16 protein-coding genes are annotated in these 17,280 nt (G+C 55.2%); 11 read left to right on the forward strand and 5 right to left on the reverse strand.

The window, feature by feature from the left end; genetic code table 11:
- The first annotated feature begins 59 nt into the window (after nucleotides 1–59).
- The 4 genes from EFD55_RS27435 to EFD55_RS27450 all read left to right on the forward strand — a co-directional run bounded on the left by EFD55_RS27435 (nucleotide 60) and on the right by EFD55_RS27450 (nucleotide 3,446).
- Nucleotides 60–503 (forward strand): hypothetical protein, encoded by a 444-nt coding sequence (locus tag EFD55_RS27435; RefSeq protein WP_125849374.1) that lies wholly within the window; start codon nucleotides 60–62, stop codon nucleotides 501–503.
- Nucleotides 504–789: 286 nt separating this feature from the next.
- On the forward strand, nucleotides 790–2,385 hold the full coding sequence (locus EFD55_RS27440; protein WP_125849377.1) for a sensor histidine kinase: 1,596 nt from the start codon (nucleotides 790–792) through the stop codon (nucleotides 2,383–2,385).
- Complete coding sequence (locus EFD55_RS27445) at nucleotides 2,366–2,995, forward strand: response regulator transcription factor (RefSeq protein WP_125849379.1); 630 nt, start codon at nucleotides 2,366–2,368, stop codon at nucleotides 2,993–2,995. The genes EFD55_RS27440 and EFD55_RS27445 overlap by 20 nt, the downstream gene beginning before the upstream one ends.
- Nucleotides 2,996–3,074: 79 nt before the next feature.
- Complete coding sequence (locus EFD55_RS27450) at nucleotides 3,075–3,446, forward strand: response regulator transcription factor (protein ID WP_125849381.1); 372 nt, start codon at nucleotides 3,075–3,077, stop codon at nucleotides 3,444–3,446.
- Nucleotides 3,447–3,470: 24 nt separating this feature from the next.
- Here EFD55_RS27450 and EFD55_RS27455 read toward each other — a convergent pair whose 3' ends face one another.
- Nucleotides 3,471–3,836 carry a winged helix-turn-helix transcriptional regulator gene (locus EFD55_RS27455; protein ID WP_125849383.1) on the reverse strand — a complete coding sequence of 122 codons (366 nt, stop codon included), beginning with the start codon at nucleotides 3,834–3,836 and terminating at the stop codon, nucleotides 3,471–3,473.
- A gap of 119 nt (nucleotides 3,837–3,955) precedes the next feature.
- Between EFD55_RS27455 and EFD55_RS27460 the strand changes: the two genes are divergently transcribed.
- Nucleotides 3,956–4,942 carry an MDR family oxidoreductase gene (locus EFD55_RS27460; protein WP_125849425.1) on the forward strand — a complete coding sequence of 329 codons (987 nt, stop codon included), beginning with the start codon at nucleotides 3,956–3,958 and terminating at the stop codon, nucleotides 4,940–4,942.
- Between the two features lie 300 nt (nucleotides 4,943–5,242).
- Nucleotides 5,243–5,764 carry a hypothetical protein gene (locus EFD55_RS27465; RefSeq protein WP_125849385.1) on the forward strand — a complete coding sequence of 174 codons (522 nt, stop codon included), beginning with the start codon at nucleotides 5,243–5,245 and terminating at the stop codon, nucleotides 5,762–5,764.
- A 30-nt stretch (nucleotides 5,765–5,794) separates the two neighbouring features.
- On the opposite strand, the gene curA is transcribed toward EFD55_RS27465, so the two are convergent.
- The 3 genes from curA to EFD55_RS27480 form a co-directional block, all read right to left on the reverse strand.
- Nucleotides 5,795–6,826 carry an NADPH-dependent curcumin/dihydrocurcumin reductase gene (gene curA / locus EFD55_RS27470; RefSeq protein ID WP_376774112.1) on the reverse strand — a complete coding sequence of 344 codons (1,032 nt, stop codon included), beginning with the start codon at nucleotides 6,824–6,826 and terminating at the stop codon, nucleotides 5,795–5,797.
- 241 nt (nucleotides 6,827–7,067) lie between these two features.
- Nucleotides 7,068–8,318: a YncE family protein gene (locus tag EFD55_RS27475; protein WP_125849389.1), complete on the reverse strand. Its 1,251-nt coding sequence runs from the start codon at nucleotides 8,316–8,318 to the stop codon at nucleotides 7,068–7,070.
- Nucleotides 8,319–8,584: 266 nt separating this feature from the next.
- Entirely contained in the window at nucleotides 8,585–9,775 is a 1,191-nt protein-coding gene (locus EFD55_RS27480; protein WP_125849391.1) for an adenylate/guanylate cyclase domain-containing protein, read from the reverse strand.
- A gap of 899 nt (nucleotides 9,776–10,674) precedes the next feature.
- Here EFD55_RS27480 and EFD55_RS33920 point away from each other — a divergent pair.
- The 3 genes from EFD55_RS33920 (at nucleotide 10,675) to EFD55_RS27510 (ending at nucleotide 12,815) form a co-directional block, all read left to right on the forward strand.
- The gene (locus tag EFD55_RS33920) at nucleotides 10,675–10,881 is read left to right on the forward strand and encodes a hypothetical protein (RefSeq protein WP_003561743.1); all 207 of its coding nucleotides are present in this window, start codon (nucleotides 10,675–10,677) and stop codon (nucleotides 10,879–10,881) included.
- A gap of 624 nt (nucleotides 10,882–11,505) precedes the next feature.
- Nucleotides 11,506–12,291: an SHOCT domain-containing protein gene (locus tag EFD55_RS27505; RefSeq protein WP_245438586.1), complete on the forward strand. Its 786-nt coding sequence runs from the start codon at nucleotides 11,506–11,508 to the stop codon at nucleotides 12,289–12,291.
- 152 nt (nucleotides 12,292–12,443) lie between these two features.
- Nucleotides 12,444–12,815, forward strand: a complete 372-nt coding sequence (locus tag EFD55_RS27510; RefSeq protein ID WP_125849397.1) for a hypothetical protein — start codon at nucleotides 12,444–12,446, stop codon at nucleotides 12,813–12,815.
- Between the two features lie 163 nt (nucleotides 12,816–12,978).
- On the opposite strand, the gene EFD55_RS27515 is transcribed toward EFD55_RS27510, so the two are convergent.
- A complete protein-coding gene (locus EFD55_RS27515) occupies nucleotides 12,979–13,176 on the reverse strand; it encodes a hypothetical protein (RefSeq protein WP_125849399.1) in 198 nt (65 codons plus the stop codon).
- Nucleotides 13,177–13,349: 173 nt separating this feature from the next.
- Between EFD55_RS27515 and EFD55_RS27520 the strand changes: the two genes are divergently transcribed.
- Both EFD55_RS27520 and EFD55_RS27525 read left to right on the forward strand, forming a co-directional pair.
- Nucleotides 13,350–13,910: a PIN domain-containing protein gene (locus EFD55_RS27520; RefSeq protein WP_125849401.1), complete on the forward strand. Its 561-nt coding sequence runs from the start codon at nucleotides 13,350–13,352 to the stop codon at nucleotides 13,908–13,910.
- 291 nt (nucleotides 13,911–14,201) lie between these two features.
- Complete coding sequence (locus EFD55_RS27525; RefSeq protein ID WP_167493249.1) at nucleotides 14,202–16,439, forward strand: DNA cytosine methyltransferase; 2,238 nt, start codon at nucleotides 14,202–14,204, stop codon at nucleotides 16,437–16,439.
- Nucleotides 16,440–17,280 lie beyond the last annotated feature (841 nt).

The following is a 17,280-nucleotide window of genomic DNA, read 5'->3' on the forward strand; positions in this document are numbered from 1 at the left end:
TGAAGAGTCGACGCACTTTGTCCTTTGTCTGCTGACGTTCATTGCCGGAGAGGTTCCCGATGCCGAAAAGCACAAAAAAGGAGCTGCCGAAATTTCCTTGGCCGGAGGTCGAAGTGGGAGATTGGGCTGGAGAATTCGCCCAACGCCCATCCGGCTCCATCGGCCAGCACATCCAACCTGGACCTCCGGAGATGTCAGTCGAATTTACATACCTCATAGTGGGCGCGGTCGTGATCTCGCCTCGCACAAAAATGCGGTGGCCTGCGGTCGTTTCGTTCTGGGTACGCACTCCGCTAACGCCGCAGCGCGTCGAAGCTGGGTTTATGTTCAAGTCAGAAAACATGCCGTCCTTCAACCTTGGGCTTGAGGTTACAAGGCAGCAATTTACCGAAATGGTGTGGCTCTTTAGCCAGAAACTCCTGAACAACTTCTATTTCAACGTCGGGCACGGAGCCGAAAACCATTGGCCAGTCAAAAGCTGGGGTGCCAGCTTTCAGCTGTAGCCCTGTAAACACAAGCCCGGAGATAGACCCACACCCGTTGTTGGCGGGTAGTTTTTCCGCTCGTCGCATGGAATACGATCCGACTTCCGAATTCGGGTCCTCTGAAGACTTCGGAAAACACCACATCGGGATTGATGACTGCCGGATCGTACAATACTTCGAGAGACGGCCCGTTACGGATCCATCGATCCCGACAATCGTAGAAACGTTACCTTAGACCACAGTACAGGTGACATCGCCGTTGAGAGTGGTACGATTCTTGCGGATTGGGGGCTTTGCGATCGGGATGACATCAACACACTTTTTCAATGGTCGAACGGACAACGGGTACGGCACCGTCCTTGCTGCTGTGGCGCTGGTTCTTGCTGGGACCATCTTTTACATCGACACATTCACCAAGATTGAAGGCGCAATCGCGGTCCTCTATGTAATCGCTCTCCTTCTACTTGGGGATATCCTAACTGCCCGTGGCCATGTGACCGGGTGCGTGGTGGCGGTCGTGCTTGCTGCCGCGTCCTACGTCTACGCTCACAGCGACGCGCTTATCGACCTGCAATCGTTGCTTCGGCTCAGCGTCGCTCTGGCCGCACTAGTCATCACGACGTCTCTGCTGATGCGAAATGAAGCGTCACGGTCCGAGCTAATCGCCACTAACGCCGCACTTCGCGAGAGCGAGAGTAGATATCGAGCTATCTTTGACCGCACGAAAGTTGCACTCTGGGAACGCGACTACTCCTCTGTTCGAGAGATTTTGCTCTCGCTGAAGGCGCAGGGGGTCGACGACATTCGAGAATATGCGCGACAACAGCCAGAAATCGTCGATAGATGCGTCGCCGCGGTTCGTACCGTGGCGGCGAACGAGGCGGCGGTCGAACTATTGGGTCGAAATGCAATTGATCAAACGCCGGGATCGCTGCGACGGATCCTGCCGCCCGGCGATGAAACCTTTCTTGACCTGATGGAAGCAATGTTCCAGGGGCGCCGCTCATTTTCCGACAGCGTGACTGTGGTCGGTGACGATGGCGAAAAGAAGCTTGTTCTTCTAACGGTCAGCTTTCCGGAGGATGCCACCGCGTTCAACCGCGTGGTCACGGGCATGGTAGACATCACACAGCGTGAGCTTGCTCAAAAGGCGTTGCAGGATGCGCGAGCAGAACTTGCGGCATCGTCGAGAACAGCCGCGATCGGCGCTCTCTCGACGTCGTTGGCCCATGAGCTTAACCAGCCGCTTGGCGCGATAATTGTGAGTGCACAAACGCTGGTCAGATGGCTGGACCGCGATCCACCCGATCTTGCCGCCGCAAAGCGGGCAACGGACCGGATTGTTCGAGATGGCGAGCGAGCAAGCGAGATCATAAAGCAAACACGGAGCAGGATCGAACAGACACAGAGCGAACCAACGAGCGTGGACCTCGTGCATCTAGTCGAGGAGACATGCGCGATTATGGACGCGGAGTTTGACGGGCATCGGGTGAAGCACAAGATCATCGCTTCCAAGTCCGTTCCGCAGGTCATCGCCATGCGGATCGAGCTCCAGCAGGTTCTGATAAACCTCGTAACGAATGCAATCCAGGCTCTTGCCAACTCCCGGCAGGCAAATCCGCAGGTGAATATCGAGGTCCGCCCCGGGGATGGCGATCAGGTCGTGATCTCGGTTGCCGACAATGGTCCCGGCATCGCGGAAGACGCCGTTGATAAGCTCTTCGCGCCCTTCTTCACCACCAAAGAGACAGGGATGGGAATTGGCTTGTCTGTCTGCAAGACCTTCGTAGAGGCGATAGGCGGAAGATTGACCGCTCGAAACAACGCTTCGGGCGGCGCGGTGTTCGAACTTTCTCTTCCACTGGTCGGAGCTAAAAAGCATGAAACGCAATACGCATGAACAGGTCGCACCGACGGTCTATTTGTTGGATGACGACCACTCGATACGTGAATCTTTGAGCGACCTGTTTCTATCCGTAGGCATCCCTGCCCGAAGTTTTGGATCTTCTAAGGAATTCCTTGAGGGGGCAGACGTCGCAGCGCCTGGCTGCATCCTGCTTGATGTCCGACTTCCTGGGGTCAGCGGTCTGGATTTTTATCGCGAACTCAATCGCATTGGTAGCAAGCTACCCGTGATTTTCCTCACCGGGTACGGCGATATTCCGATGGGCATCCAGGCAATGAAGGACGGAGCAGTAGACTTTCTCACCAAGCCATTCCGCGACCAGGACGTCCTTGACGCGGTGACCGTCGCATTGGCGAGGGATGCGGCGGCTCGAGAAGCCGTCGCCGCCACCCAGGATGTCCGGCGGCTGTTGGAAAGTCTGACACCGCGAGAACGCGAGGTTTTAACAGCAGTGAACAAGGGATTGATGAACAAACAAATCGCATACCAGCTGGGCATCAGTGAGGTGACGGTGAAACTGCATCGCGGTAGCGTTATGAGGAAGATGCAGGTCCGAACGCTCGCAGATCTCCTCAAAAAGATGCACCAAATCACCGGAACCTAGACCCAGGTGTGGTATCGAAGCGCTCGGCGAGAGCGCATAACTCAATCCGTGTCCAACTTTCACATTCAGGCTTCCGAAATTGCCCATTTCCAAGACCATCGCGGTCGTTGACGACGATCTTGCCATCCGCGAGGCACTCGACGACCTCATGGTGTCCTGTGGATACGAGAGCCGTTTATTTTCGTCAGCCGAAGACTATCTTGCGGCGCCCGATCGCGAGAATGTTGATTGTATGCTCCTAGATGTCGACATGCCCGGCGGCTTGAGCGGCCTGGATTTGCAAAAGATCCTGAGCACGGATCAAAAGCGGCCGCCGATCATTTTCGTCACATCGTATCTTGACGGACGTACTAAAGCCCAGGCGATGGACGGCGGAGCATTTGCATTCCTCGGCAAGCCCGTCGACGTGAAGGCTCTCCTAGCCCATGTGGAATCCGCGCTGCAGTTATAAGAATGCTGGTCTGGAAACCTGTTTTCAGGCCTGACAGTGAGGTTCGAGCGGGGGCAGCTTTTGCTGCTCAAGCCGGTAACGCTCACCCCAGTCCCGCAGGCTCAACATTACGGGCGCTAGAGTTCGCGCCAAATCGGTCACCTCGTACTCTACGCGCGGGGGAACAACCGGGAAAACGTGGCGTGTCACCAATCCATCCTCTTCAAGCTCACGCAGTTGAAGTGTGAGCATGCGTTGAGTCGCGCTCGGGATCAGCCTCGTGAGTTCCATAAACCGCTTCTTTCCCATCAGAAGATTGAAGAGGATTAGAGGCTTCCATACACCGCCGATGACAGACAGCGTCAGTTCGACCGCACAGTCGCTCTTCGGATTTAGGCGTTTAGGTCTCACAAGATCCTCCGTGGGCGATACTTACAAAAATGGTAGTATGAGCTATAATTGTGGGTTCTTTCAATGATCGCCGCAAGCCCCTAAAAGTCATGGCAATTATCAATCGAAAGGAACGTACCATGACATTTCGGGCTATCCTTGCTAATCGTGCGACCGACGGCGCCGTCACGACCTCGGTCGAAGTCTTGGATGATCGGATACTTAACGATGGGGACGTCAAGGTTGCGGTTGAGTGGTCGAATGTGAACTACAAGGACGCGGTCGCTATCCTGACCCCTCGGATCATCAAGTCCTTTCCACTAGTCCCGGGCATCGATTTTGCTGGCACTGTCGCAAGCTCGCGCGACGGCCGTTTCAAAGTTGGGGACAAGGTTGTCGCGACTGGATGGGGGCTCAGCCAAGATCATCACGGAGGCTATGCGCAGCAAGCAAGCGTCAAGGGCGATTGGCTGGTAAAACTGCCAGGGTCGATCAGCACGCGCGATGCCATGGCAATCGGAACCGCAGGCTTTACGGCGATGTTGAGCGTACTTGCGCTCGAACATAGCGGGATCAATCCCGAGCGTGGAGACATCCTTGTGACCGGCGCGTCCGGTGGCGTCGGTTCTGTTTCGATCGCCATCCTGGCCGAGTTGGGCTATCGGGTGACTGCTTCGAGTGGCAAGTCCGTTGAGGCTGACTACCTGAAGTCGCTCGGTGCTTCCGAAGTTATGGATCGAGCCCTGCTCTCGGAGGACGGTCCGCCACTGGGGGCCGATCGTTGGGCGGGCGCTGTCGATGCGGTCGGTGGCAAGACCCTTGTAAATATCTTGAGCCAGACCAAGTACCGCGGTGCCGTGACAACCTGCGGCTTTGTAGGCGGAATGGAGCTTCCAGCTTCGATATTGCCCTTTATTTTGCGGGGTATCACTCTTTGTGGGATCGATTCCGTCAATGCGCCACAGTCTCTACGTGAGGTAGCGTGGAAACGCTTGGCGACCGATCTGGATCTTAGGAAACTCGGCTCCATGGTGAGCGAGGTCGGGCTTAATGAAGTCAGGGGCGTTGCCGAAAACATGCTTCAAGGCAAGGTTCGCGGCCGTACGCTAGTCGACGTGAACCGCTGAGAGACTCGACAGGTGCACCAGGTTGTGACCATACTCGCCCTCGGGTTGAAATTCACTGAACTTCGTCGGGGGACGTTTTCATGGACCTTCTCATCAACCGCAGGGGGTTGCTGTTAGCGGTGCCCGCCGGATTGTTGTCGAGCTGCGGGCTAGGTGCAAACACCGCAGATGTAAGCCGGACTGTCGCATTCGAGATTCGAGAGCCTTGTGCGGCAGATAAAACATGACATTGGGACCTATATATACCGACACCAAAATGACAAGTCAGCAGTGGGAAGCGGGAAAGTTTGCGCTGGCGCGGTGGATTTCATCGTATCGAAAGTAGCGATAACGGTCACTGCTAAAGTCGATCAAACAACGTCCGGAAGTGGTGGACTGCAGGTCCCAGTAAACCTTGCAACATTGGACGGCAGTGTCGGCGTATCTAGGGTGTTAAACGATACGATCACCACGAAGCTTTCAATTTTCCCGTTAACAGCGGCAGCCGATGCCGAGATCGAAGACGAAAGCTCGAAGAAACAGCGCATCATTAACCCACCACCGGCGCCCCCGGAGTTTCGCGGAACGCCAATCGCGGACGCGCTCGACAAGCTTCGGCAGGATCTTATCGCAACTTCTGACACCGCACCGTGCTTCAATTTCGGCCAGGGTGAACAGAACGACAATACGGTTCAGTGGGCCTTCAGCGTTTCCGACAAAATTGAAGGAAGCGGCAAGTTTACCCTCGTCCTATTTTCAGTAGGCGCGGATGGCTCGCGTACAAAGACTTTCGCAAACACGATTGATGTTACCTTTGTCGGAACAGGCGAAGGCTTCGGCTGAGAGGCACCGCAATGTTAGGATGTAGATAGGTTATCGCGAGCCAGAAGAGACTCGAACGAGAAGCTTCCCAAAGTTTTTGCCCGAAAGCATCCCGATGAATGCATCGGGCGCGTTCTCCAAGCCGTCAACGATATCTTCGCGGTACTTGATCTTCCCTGACGCAACAAGCGGTCCGATTTCCTGCCGGAAGGCGGTGTAGTGTTCCTTGACGAACTCGGTGTTGATGAAGCCTCGCATCAGCAGGCTTCGTCTCAGCACGGCGGACATCGTGGCAGGCAGCTTGTCATGGTCTGATGAGCTCGCACCGTTGTAGTTAGCGATCAACCCGCAAACGGGGACACGTCCATAAAGGTTCATCAGCGGCAGAACGGCGTCCCACACCGGACCTCCAACGTTTTCGAAATAGACGTCAATACCGTCTGGGCATGCGTTTGCGAGATCGGACGCAAAACCCTTAGATCGATGATCGACAACTGCATCGAAGCCGAGCTCGTCTCTCACATAGGCACACTTCTCCTGGCCGCCCGCGATGCCGACGGCCCTTGCACCTGCTAACTTCGCGATTTGCCCCACCAAGGATCCTACCGGCCCTGAGGCCGCGGCGACAACAACCGTCTCGCCCTTTTTGGGCTGCCCAATCACTTTCATGCCGCTATAAGCCGTGAACCCCGGCATTCCGAGCACACCGATGGCCGTGGTCACTGGTGCTCCGTGGGTATCGACATGCTGTATGGACTCCCCGTTTAGAACGGCGTCCGTGCACCATCCAGTCCGAGCACGGACGATTTCACCAGGTTTGAAGTCCTGGTGTCTGGAGCGAGTCACTTCGCACACCGTCTCCCCCTCCATGACGCCGTCGATCGCCACTGGCGCGGCATACGATTTCGCGTCGCTCATGCGGCCGCGCATGTAAGGATCTAAAGAGAGGTAGAGCACGCGAAGTGCCACTTCGCCTTCCTGCACTTCGGGCAACTCGCGGTCTTCAAGCCGGAAGTTCTTCGAGGTTGGGGACCCTGAAGGTCGGCTGGCGAGGACGATCTGTCGTGCAGTGGTCATGGGCATTTCCCTCGTGAACTCGATTACCGACCGATAGATTGCATCATGTCGCCAGAAGGCAAGACCTCAGAATTGAGTTACAGGCCCGCCAGATTTTGCGCTGGCGCTGCGGTGCTGAAACCTTACTTAGGTCAAAGATCAGCGACAAATTCATTAGCGTCAGAAAACACCACTGCAGCAATACCTGGCGGAGAGGTCGACTTCCAACCAGCACGCGACTCTCGCTTTATGGTGATGAAAACGGCACTTATTCGGCCACGGCATATGTAGCCACAATCGTTCCACCCGTGACGAATGCGGACTTATTGTCAGCGGAGAATGACAGGCCTATCGGCCCCCAACCCGGCTGCCGCACTTTCTGAATCACTTTACCAGATGTCATCGAAATCAATGCAAGTGCGGCTCCTTGCTCGTCCGGGAGCGATATCAAACCCCAGCGGCCATCTGGGCTGACGGCCGGATGCAGACTCCGGGAAAAATACGAAGCAGTGCCAGAAATCGTCCATTTCACGAGACCGGTTGGGAGGTCCCGGAATTCAGCGATCATTCCCGATTGTGGTATGGGCTGGGGGCAACGGTCTGATAGTTCACACACCCAACCCGTCGCGCTCAAATTGCCCATCATCAGGACGCTCGAGGCATCGCTCGAAAGAACGAACGGCGACCACTGAGCAGTCTGCGGCAAAGGAACGATTTTCGGTGATTGGCCTTGAACCCAGAGCAACCATTTGCTGGGTCCCCATTTCACGAGGACGTGTGCCCTCCCGGATGGGTCGATCTTGGATTTAACAGCTTCCAGGCTTCTTTGATCGGCTAGCCCTGGCACGTTTGCCTTTTCCACGGCTTGTAAAATCGCTCCCGTATTAGCGTCAACGAAGGCAAGCGTTTGCTTATGCTCGTCTTCCTTTTCGTCGTCACGCTCGTACATCCCAAAGCCCGCGAGTGCTAACCCCGAACCATCGATCCAGTAAAGCTCATCGAGTGCGCCACCTGGATGAGTGAGTTCGGGCAGCTTCGCCTGTGAGCCATCCACGCGAAAGAGATATGGCCGCAGAGAACTATACGAGACGCTGCCTGCCACGGTCGTCTCACGCTTCACGCCGATAACTGACGAGGAGTCATCCAGCCAAGTAAAGGGAGCCGTCAGTGTGAAGAGGTCTCCAGGAAGTTTTTCATTCACCGTATGAGCGCGACCACCACGCGTCACATCACCGAGCCACAAACCTTTCCAGGAACCGAACGCGTAAACAAGCTCGCCGTTTGGCGACAGCGCAGGCGGGACCATCCTCGGCCAACCTTCGGGGATCGGCGTGCACCGCAAGGTCTTCAACTTCATCGGACCGGCGGGCGTCGGCTCAAGCATGGCGAGAGTGGGACCCCAATTGTCGCCGTAGCAGCCAATCTGTTCAGGAGCAGCGATGACCCCATCGACAGCCCCAAATGCCGCGATTGCTGATCCTATGGTAACGGCAATTACTGACGCTGCTTTCAAATTCATCCAATCCCCGCTCCAAGCCAATTCGCATACACTTCGCTGTTACCGATGGTGTTTCAAGGCTTCCTTGCTCGCCGCTAAGCCACTAGCTGTTCCAAATAATTGTTTCCGGGACTTCGCAAAGGCAACCTAGCAGGCCAGCAATCAAATGCCTTCTCAGCTAGCGTCAATAAACCTAGATAGGTGGTTTCCCTGATCTCGGAAAATCCTAACGGAGAGGGGCAACGTGGGACGGAACACCGGTTACGAACCTGGAGTTCCGAAGTCCATCAGCCGAACGTGAAGACCTCGATGGGCTTCGTTACACCTCGAAGCTCAAATGATCCCAGCCCCTCCATCCGCGCATCCTTCCCCACGGCCTCAACGAAATCAGCGGACAGCAGAACCGTCTTCTTGATGGTCTTAGTAAGCTTCTCCAGCCTCGAAGCGATGTTCACGGCGGGTCCGATGACGGTGAAATCCAACCTCTTTCGGGATCCAATATTGCCGTACATGACATCACCAACATGGACCCCCATTCCATACCGCAGCGCCGGATGGCCCTTTTGAACGTGGAGGTCATTCATCGCTGACATGTTCGCTCGCGCCTCGGTAACGGCTGCCAAGAGGGACTCACAAGCCTGCGGATTGCTCAAAGGAAAAATAGCGAGTAGGCCATCACCCATGAACTTAAGAATTTCGCCGCCCTTCTGCTCGATAGGGTCCGATACGGCGTCGAAATAGCTGTTTAGCAATTCGATGACGTCGTCGCGCGGCCACATGTCAGAAATTGACGTGAAGTCGCGCAGATCGCATATCAGGACTGCAGCACGAACGGTTGTGCCGCTCCCTCGCCGGGTCGCACCAGCCAAGATTTGTTCGCTGGCATGCGGGCCGACATAAGTCTCCAAGAGTGTTCGAGCCAACCGGTTCTTGAGCCTGATCTCGCTCACTAGGGCTAGCGCAGGCAAGATATCCTTGAGAAGCTGGATATCTGCCTCCGAGAAACCGCCAGCTCCGTCACTGGCGAATGTCACAGATTGCCTTTTCCCGAGCGTATGCTCCACGCCCAAGGCGAGGTAGTCGGTGAGACCTTCCTCCAGAAGTTCATCATAGACCGGATACCAAGGCGCCTGGCCGCGGTTCTCTGAAATTCGATGGCGGACAACATCGGCACCCTCGTCCAACTCCCGAATTGGACTGTTTTGATAACGGCCGGTGTCTTCGATCCCGTAATCAAAGGTGATGATCGCGGCCTTGCTATCGCCTATCCGCCATAGGATTCGTGCTCCCTGCCACTGCGGATTGTAGGTGTTCAGAAACAATGTAGCTCTAGCGACAGGCGTCCCGGCACTTCGAAGACGCTCGCAGAGTTCCGTGAAGATGTCGTCGATGAAGCGCTCGCGACTGGTGCCGTTGACCAGCCATTCCAGTGTTTCATCACGGTTATGTGGCCAACCGATAGGTTTGTATTCCGACATGATGTGGTCATTTCAAATGAGACGAGGAACCAACGAACCCTACTCGCACGCTTCTGCGTCAAGGCCCGCGCCGCATCCCTACCTCGTTTTCCTGACCTCGACAAAGGAGAATTCTGGTGAGCTTTATCCTCTGAAGGCAGGAGATAAACGCGCGGTTTAACATCAAGTGACCTGAGGGCCGCCCGCTCCAAGTAGCCGAAGCAGCCAAGTCCGGAGCGCGTACGTCACCCAATCCGAAATCATCGTCAATCGGGATAAGGGCTTCTCTATCCAAATCCATTGACGGAGAACGTCATCTGGTAGCTGAACAGACCTTCCATCTGGCAAACCTACGGCGGTTCCGGGAAAGGTTCGAGCGGTTGACAATGCTTTCTCCCGTTGACCGGACGGTCGACATTTTCTATGACCCCGCCGCCGTGCTCCTCGAGGCGGCAAAGGGAGGGCCTGGTCTGACGAGGGATCAGGCCTTTGCCACTCGGCGGCTGCGCCTTTAAGCTGGGTTGCCAGAACCCTTGCTCCTCGATCGCGAGGATCAAACCATTCGCCCCCGAACTTCGCCATGAAGGCTTCGGCGCCGACCTTCGTGGCGAAGCAATGTATGTTGGAATGCTGATCCTCGTGAAAGACTGTGTGACCCCGGCTGCAGCGCATTAGCCGATTGCAGTAGAGAGCCTGTTCCTCGCCAAGTTTGCCTTTAGAGAGCTCAGCTAGGAGCGCCACCTGGAACGGCCATCCTCGGTCAATCGCCGCAGGGGTCAATTCGCCTTTCCGTCGCGCCATGACTGCTTACTCCCTTTCTGAGATGTGCGCGAAGCCATACAGCGACGCCTGTTGACTCCATAGCGGAAGAGAACATAATGAGAACACTCAAATAGTTCAAAGGGTATGTGGGCGGTTCAATGTCCGTTAAGTTCGCGACTCCATCGGCAGAATTAGACTACGAAGTTGAGGCAGCACTCGCCTTCCATGATGACGATGCAAAAGCGACTGTCGCCACATTGCTCAGCGACATTAAGCATCTGCGGTTCCAGCTCGCCCTGGCTCAGAGCGCAATGAGTTACGGCATGACTCGGGGCTGGTCGCCCAAATTCGATAGGGAGGCCTAGATGCTGGATAAAACCAGACCATCCCGGCCAAACTTTGAAACCGCCTTCAAGCGATGGTGGGATGGACAGCCTGCTTCATACCGCAACCGCATTGACGCTAGCGCAGCCAGGACAAGCTTCCGGGCAGGATACGCGACTGGCCGGAACGCTGATTTGGACAGGTACGTATTCACCGCCGGACGCCTTCGCATCACGGTGTGGGGTTCAGGTATGCTCGACGCCAAACGAAAAGCATTGGCGGAAGCCGAATTTCGCGCAGCCAAAAATGGATGGCCCACGCCAAAAGGCGGCTGGGTCCTAAAGGAGCTTAGATGAGCGGCACCGATCGTCCCACTCTTCAACGAGCCCCTGCCCTAGTCGCGAGGAAGTGTCACTGCGGCGACTGGGCTGGCTTTCGCTTCGGCAAATCAGAGCAGCAGGAATGGTGGTGCTGGAAGCACTACCCATACAAGACGTCCGCTCGGCTGGAGGCAGCAGAGATTGCCAGTATGCTTTCGAAAAAAGTGGCTCGAGGTTGAAATACCAGAACCCGCAACGCCTTCCCCTTCCGACATTCTGCGTCGTAGATGAGGAAAGTGATAAGCCAGCGCCTATATAGAGAATCGCGACCTTTAGAGGATTACGATGGAGCGGATGGCGATGAATGCTGAAAAGCGGTCTGAGTGGTTTTCGTCGCTTGCGCAAAAACATGGCGTAAGCAGCGACACTATTCGGCAATTGTACGGAGCCATGGTCGCCGGTGGCGGTAATCAAGCGCAGTTCAACCTGCCGGAACTCGGTGGTATGGGCCAATGGTCGGCGGGCGGCATGATCATGGTTGGAGACATGTTCAATCATGCGCTCAAGTCCAAGGTCCTGGACCTTTGCTTAGATTTGAGCGCCGCCGCACGCACGGACGCCGAGGCCCAACCCCGATTCTATCAAAGTCAGCAACAGGGGGATCACGCTGAGCACACTTCCGGTCGCTGGTATCCACACGATCTTGGAATACCCGCCTCCGCTGGATCTCAGAATTCGATGCGGTATGCCTTTTTCCCGTCTGCCAGAAGACTGGCACTCAGTGACGGTAACCGCACGACGATCTACGATACCGATGATCACGAAATCACTGGCTTCTCGCAGCAGCAGGGAACCGGGCAAGATGTGTCCTTTTCCTCTCAACACGGACGCATCGCGCTATCCACCCTCCGGAAGGTCTCCGAGGAAGCTGAGCCACTTCGGAGCCTTCCAGTCGAGAAACGTGAAGAAAATGAACTCCGGATCAACAAAGCAAGCGCTGCCGCCAGACCAAAATTCGAGAGCGATGACGTGATCGGCAAAATAGAGCGGCTTGCGGCGCTTCATGCAAAAGGTATTCTGACCGACGACGAATTCGCGACGAAGAAGGCCGAACTGTTGTCACGCATTTGATCGAAGCCGGATCTTGGTAGATTATATCGTATGGGGGGCGTAACACGCTCCGATGTGACGGCGATCAACCGGTCTCTCGTTGAGAGTGACGGCCATCGGGTTGAATTCAGCTTCGGAAATCACGATCTCCAGTTGGTGATTGGAGCCCGACAATGCTTTACCTCTGCCTCGCCCTCGGCACCATGTTTCTGACCTTCTCCGTCGGGCGTTACCTCTCCGCGAGGACGCGGCTTATCGAGAAGACAATTGACGAAACCATTGCCCGTAAACTTTCGGAGTCCCCAATTAAAATCGAACTTGCCCGCATGAAGGAAGAGAACGGAGTGATGCGCAATCTGCTGATCGACATGGTTGAAAACGAAACGTCGCTCTCCCAGACAACGCACATGTCCAAGGTAGATAAGGCCCGCGCCGAGAATTCCCGCAGGTTGCGCCGCCGAGAAATATTCGGTGAAGCGATTTTCACGCTGCAGCGAACGCAAAACACGCAGAGCACGGCACCGTACTTGAAGATCCGCGGCTGAAATCGACGTTGGTGGTATTTTCTCTAATTGACGGACTCGGGCACCTACCGGTCCACAAGGCATCTAATCGTAGACAGCGATCACCTTTTGACGGCACTGAAGCGAACGACAAGTCGGGACGGCTGGATTGACTTTGTTATCGATTTTCGGCGCTGAGCGATCCCTATCTCCTTGAACCGATCGACCCGCCATTTGTAAGGAACGCACGGCCCTTGTCGGAAACGGTCTCAGAAGAGATCTTCACGGAAAACACGTCGTTGCCTAGCTGCACCCGCAAGCCGTTGACGGCACGCACTTTCTCAAGGAAATCTATGATTTCCTTGTCGCCCTCACCCAGCACCAGAATTTCCTTGGACGGCATTTGCGTGAATCGTTCCGCATTTCTCAAAGGTTTCCTTAGCACGGAATTCGATTCCTGTAGAGTTGCCTTCCAGCATGTCGCGCCGCCTCCAAAAGCACCCCTGAAATTTCGCCAAGGCCGTTAACGAGCAGTTAACCATACTCTCCGCACCCTTTGCGCGTGAGGGACGCGCCATGAAAACAGCATTTCTGCTTGATACGTGCGTGATCAGTGAGACTGCCCTGCCCCGTCCGAGAGAAAGCGTCATCGCCTTCCTCGCCACGGCTGACAACTACTTCATACCCGCGGGCGCTCTCATGGAGCTGCAAATGGGGATCACAAAGATTTGTGCCACCAACCCGATAAAAGCTGTCCAGCTGAGTGCTTGGTATCATGGGCTCGTGCGAGCCGGGATACCAATTGTCGAGACAGACAGGGAAGTAAGCGAGACTTGGGGCGTTCTATCCGCTGATCCCAGGCTCCAACGGCTGAGCAACGGTGGCAACGGGAAGAAACCTCGCGGTGGCCAAGACCTTCATATCGCCGCAGCCGCCCTAGTCCGACGATTGCCAATTGCCACAATGAACGTCAGCGATTTCATGCTGATAAATGACTGCTATCCGCTGCCGGGGATATACGACCCTTTGGAAAATCGCTGGCACGCACGGATGAAACCGCTGGCGGAGAGGTTTCCAATCGAGCCCGCCACCGAACCTATTCAAAACGTTCGGCGGTTAGTGCCTTCACTCCGATGATTGAAATCGGCAACATGAGGAGCCGGTGAAATCGACCACCGCTCATCGCACTCCGTCACAGCGATGATGCTTTGGCCAGTCTCGCATAGCGCTTGATTTGCCCAGATTCGGTTTCAAAGGCTGCCGGTTATTGGCAGTTTAATATCTAGCTCTCCCGGCAGCTGAGAGCTTGCGGTCGGTCAAGCTGGCCTAACAAATCTTCCTGCCGCAACCAAAAGTTTACCGAACTCTTTGGCCTAGTGGAAATCTTCTTTTGGCAGTTTGCCCTCGTCTGGAATGAAGGTGCGACCCATGGCAAAGAAGGCAGCGAAGCAAAAGATATCGAAAGCCGCAAGGCTCAATAGACCGCTCGGAAGAGAAGAGCGACTCGTCCGAGCGCAAGAGCACATGGCGCGAATTCGTAGCGCCATAAGATTACAAATCTCTACGATCGTTGATGAAATCGATGTTCTGACGAGAGAAGGACGCGCTAACGTCGAAGTCCTCATGAAGGATTTTGGCTTCACTGACGCCGAATACAACACGTTCTCGAACATCACATCACTCCTCGCAAAGTTGGAAAAAGAGGTCGATGAAGGAGATCTCCACTTCGACAACTATCGTGCGCTTCTTGCAATCGATGAAGAGTCTCACGGGCACGCCGCTCAGATCATCAAGAAGGATCCGGCCGTCACGCACGACGAGATCATGCACATCTCCGACCAACTGGCCCACCGTAGACTGCCACAGGGAGAGCGAGCCTTCAAAAAGAGCCGGGAAGCATTCAATGATGCGTTTGCCGTCGGAAATCGCGCCGTCGAATCCAGCTTCAGGCGCACCGCTACAGAACTTTTCGGGATGATGAGCAAGCATTCCCGCCGCTCGTCTTACGTCAAAAGGACGGCCAGGCGCTTTGAAAAACTTACCGGTTCCCGTCGCTACTCTTTCTTCTTCGAAAGCCAATCAGCTCTATTGGCTGACATCATTAAAACGTCAGGCGAGCTTCTGACCATGGTTAGGTCCCTGTTCCCTGACAGCCCTGCTCCAGTCAGGGAATGGGCAGGGCTCGCCAATCACTCGCCGATAAAAGCCTACCTTGCACAGGCACACCACTCTCTTCAGGTCATGTCCAACCCTGATTTCAACGGGCGGATGCCCGGTGATGGGTCGATCCATTATGAATGGTCATCCTTTGACGCTATCAGATTTCTTGCGGAGCTGGCGCCGGAATACGAATTCGGCTTGAAGGAAGAGATCGATCCACGCGACGTGCGCAAACTAAATGCCATCGATCTCTGCGCAAATGCAGGGGGGCAAGCCTTAGGCATCGAGGCCGCAGGATACTACATGCATGGGTTGGTGGATCGAGACGAAGACACTATCCGAACCCTCCAGTCGAACCGTCGAAGGTGGAATGCTGTCAAGGCAGACATTGCCGCTCCCCTCATTCCCGCAGACCTCGACGCTTGGCGTGGGACAAACAAACGTGCAGCCAACCTGGATCTTGTCTCAGGCTCCTTCCCGATCTCACCGTTCGCCTATCACGCGGAAAGAGACGGCGAACTGTTCACGTCTGCTCTGAGGATCATCGAGAAGCTAAATCCTAAGGGGTTCTTCTTCGAAACCGATCTTGCATTCAACGCGCACCGTAACGATGTTTTCCGCCAAGATCTGATCACCAGTTTTTGGAATCTTGGATATGAAACCAAAAAGTGGACGCTGTCTGCCAATGAGTTCGGCGTTCCACAAGATCGAACTCGCATGTATTTTGTTGGGATCAAAAGGGGTCTCGGCAGCTTACCTCCTCCAACACGATCGACCGTTGCAACTGTTGGGCCAGCAATTTGGACAGCGGCCTTTCCAGATTTGAGCCCACACGGTGTCTATGAGGTCAAGAAGGAACTCAAACTTTTGATCAGGAAGGCAGACGCTGTTGAAAAGCCTCAGCAACAAAGTGAGCAGCAGATCGCCTACGACGGCTGGGCCAAGGCTTGGGCCAGCCGGTACGGCGCCGAGTTAGCCCCCGACATGGACAAGCATCGAGTTCAGCCGCGTGGCATGTCGGCCCATCTATGGCGTAACGCCGGGTTTGATCCACAGCGTCGAGATCTTCCGCGCCTTGGTGACAGATTAGTAATGAACTACGGCAAGCGTCTCCCATTGCTGCCGTTGTCTGTTCCTCTCTTGCAGCGTCTGCAAGTGATGCCAGACGATTGGCGATTCGAAGGGGACGAACAGTCGAAGTTGCAGCAGGTGTGCAGTGTCCGTCCTCCCGAGGTTTCACTCGCCATCGCTCGCGAAATCCACCGAGCCATCACGAGCCAGGCTGTCGATCTTGATCATCCCGCCGCATGGAAGATTAAGGGAACAAATGGAAAGTGGTTTTGGTCATTGCTTAGTGAGCCCCCTACAGCACAGGGGATTCCGGCGGGTCGATGGAAGAATGTTAGGGGCATCGACAAGTATGTGTCGATGCCCCTAACTCTTTACCAAATTGCACCGGTTTTTTTCGAATTGTGCCCTTTAGCATCTTCCGACCCTGATTTTTAGGGTTCGTGTCCTTGGGCAGGAATGGGGGGTGCAAAGCACTGCGTCCCTAATCCGAGAGGCTGCCTCCGCAAGCAAGCGTTAAGACGGCGTTTGACGCGGACTAGATAAGGTTTCAGCATTTGAGTACCGCATATCGCCCATCAGACATGAACCCTCACGAAATCTCGAATGATGCCGCCCAATCGATCACCGATCTTTTTACTCAGGGGAAGGCTGCCTATTTCTCTCTGCAACTCGATGTTGCAGGAACAAAATTCCTTCTTAAACCGAATAAGACACAGGAAACTGATTTGGAACGCTGGCCGTCTAAGGTCGTGGCGCCAATTACCATCGAAATTTCTGACGGCAGGACGGTGTCGGCCTACGCGACCAGCTGGGAGCTAGTCCCAACAATTTCATATGCTCGGCATCGCTGTACGCACGCTATTGGGCAAGATCCGGGCCATTTTCGCTGCCGGGATGGTCCAAACTCAATCAAGCTGTGCTGGTCAATGCCGCGACCCCAGAGAGCCGAAGGTCGTTGGGAGGACCAGCACTGCTGTCGGCACGGTCGAGGCAAGATTGTCATCCCAACTTCTGTCCCGACGAGCTGGTGCTAGCGCCAGAAGTCTACCCGACGAAAACTTCAACTTTCGCCGACGATCGATTGAACCAACACTTCTATTTCCCGAGCCGATTTTCGTGCGATACGAACCTACACAGAACCGTCCGGCAGATCGTGTCCCATGGAGTGGTGTAGCTGGATTTCATAGCCATCGGTGATTTCCGGTAGGGTCGGGTTGCTTAGAGCCAACCTGAGGGACACCACCGATGACCGACGACATGATGAACCTGCGCTCAC

The sequence above is a fragment of the Rhizobium pisi genome (genome assembly GCF_003938655.1).
Classification (GTDB): Bacteria; Pseudomonadota; Alphaproteobacteria; order Rhizobiales; family Rhizobiaceae; genus Rhizobium; species Rhizobium pisi.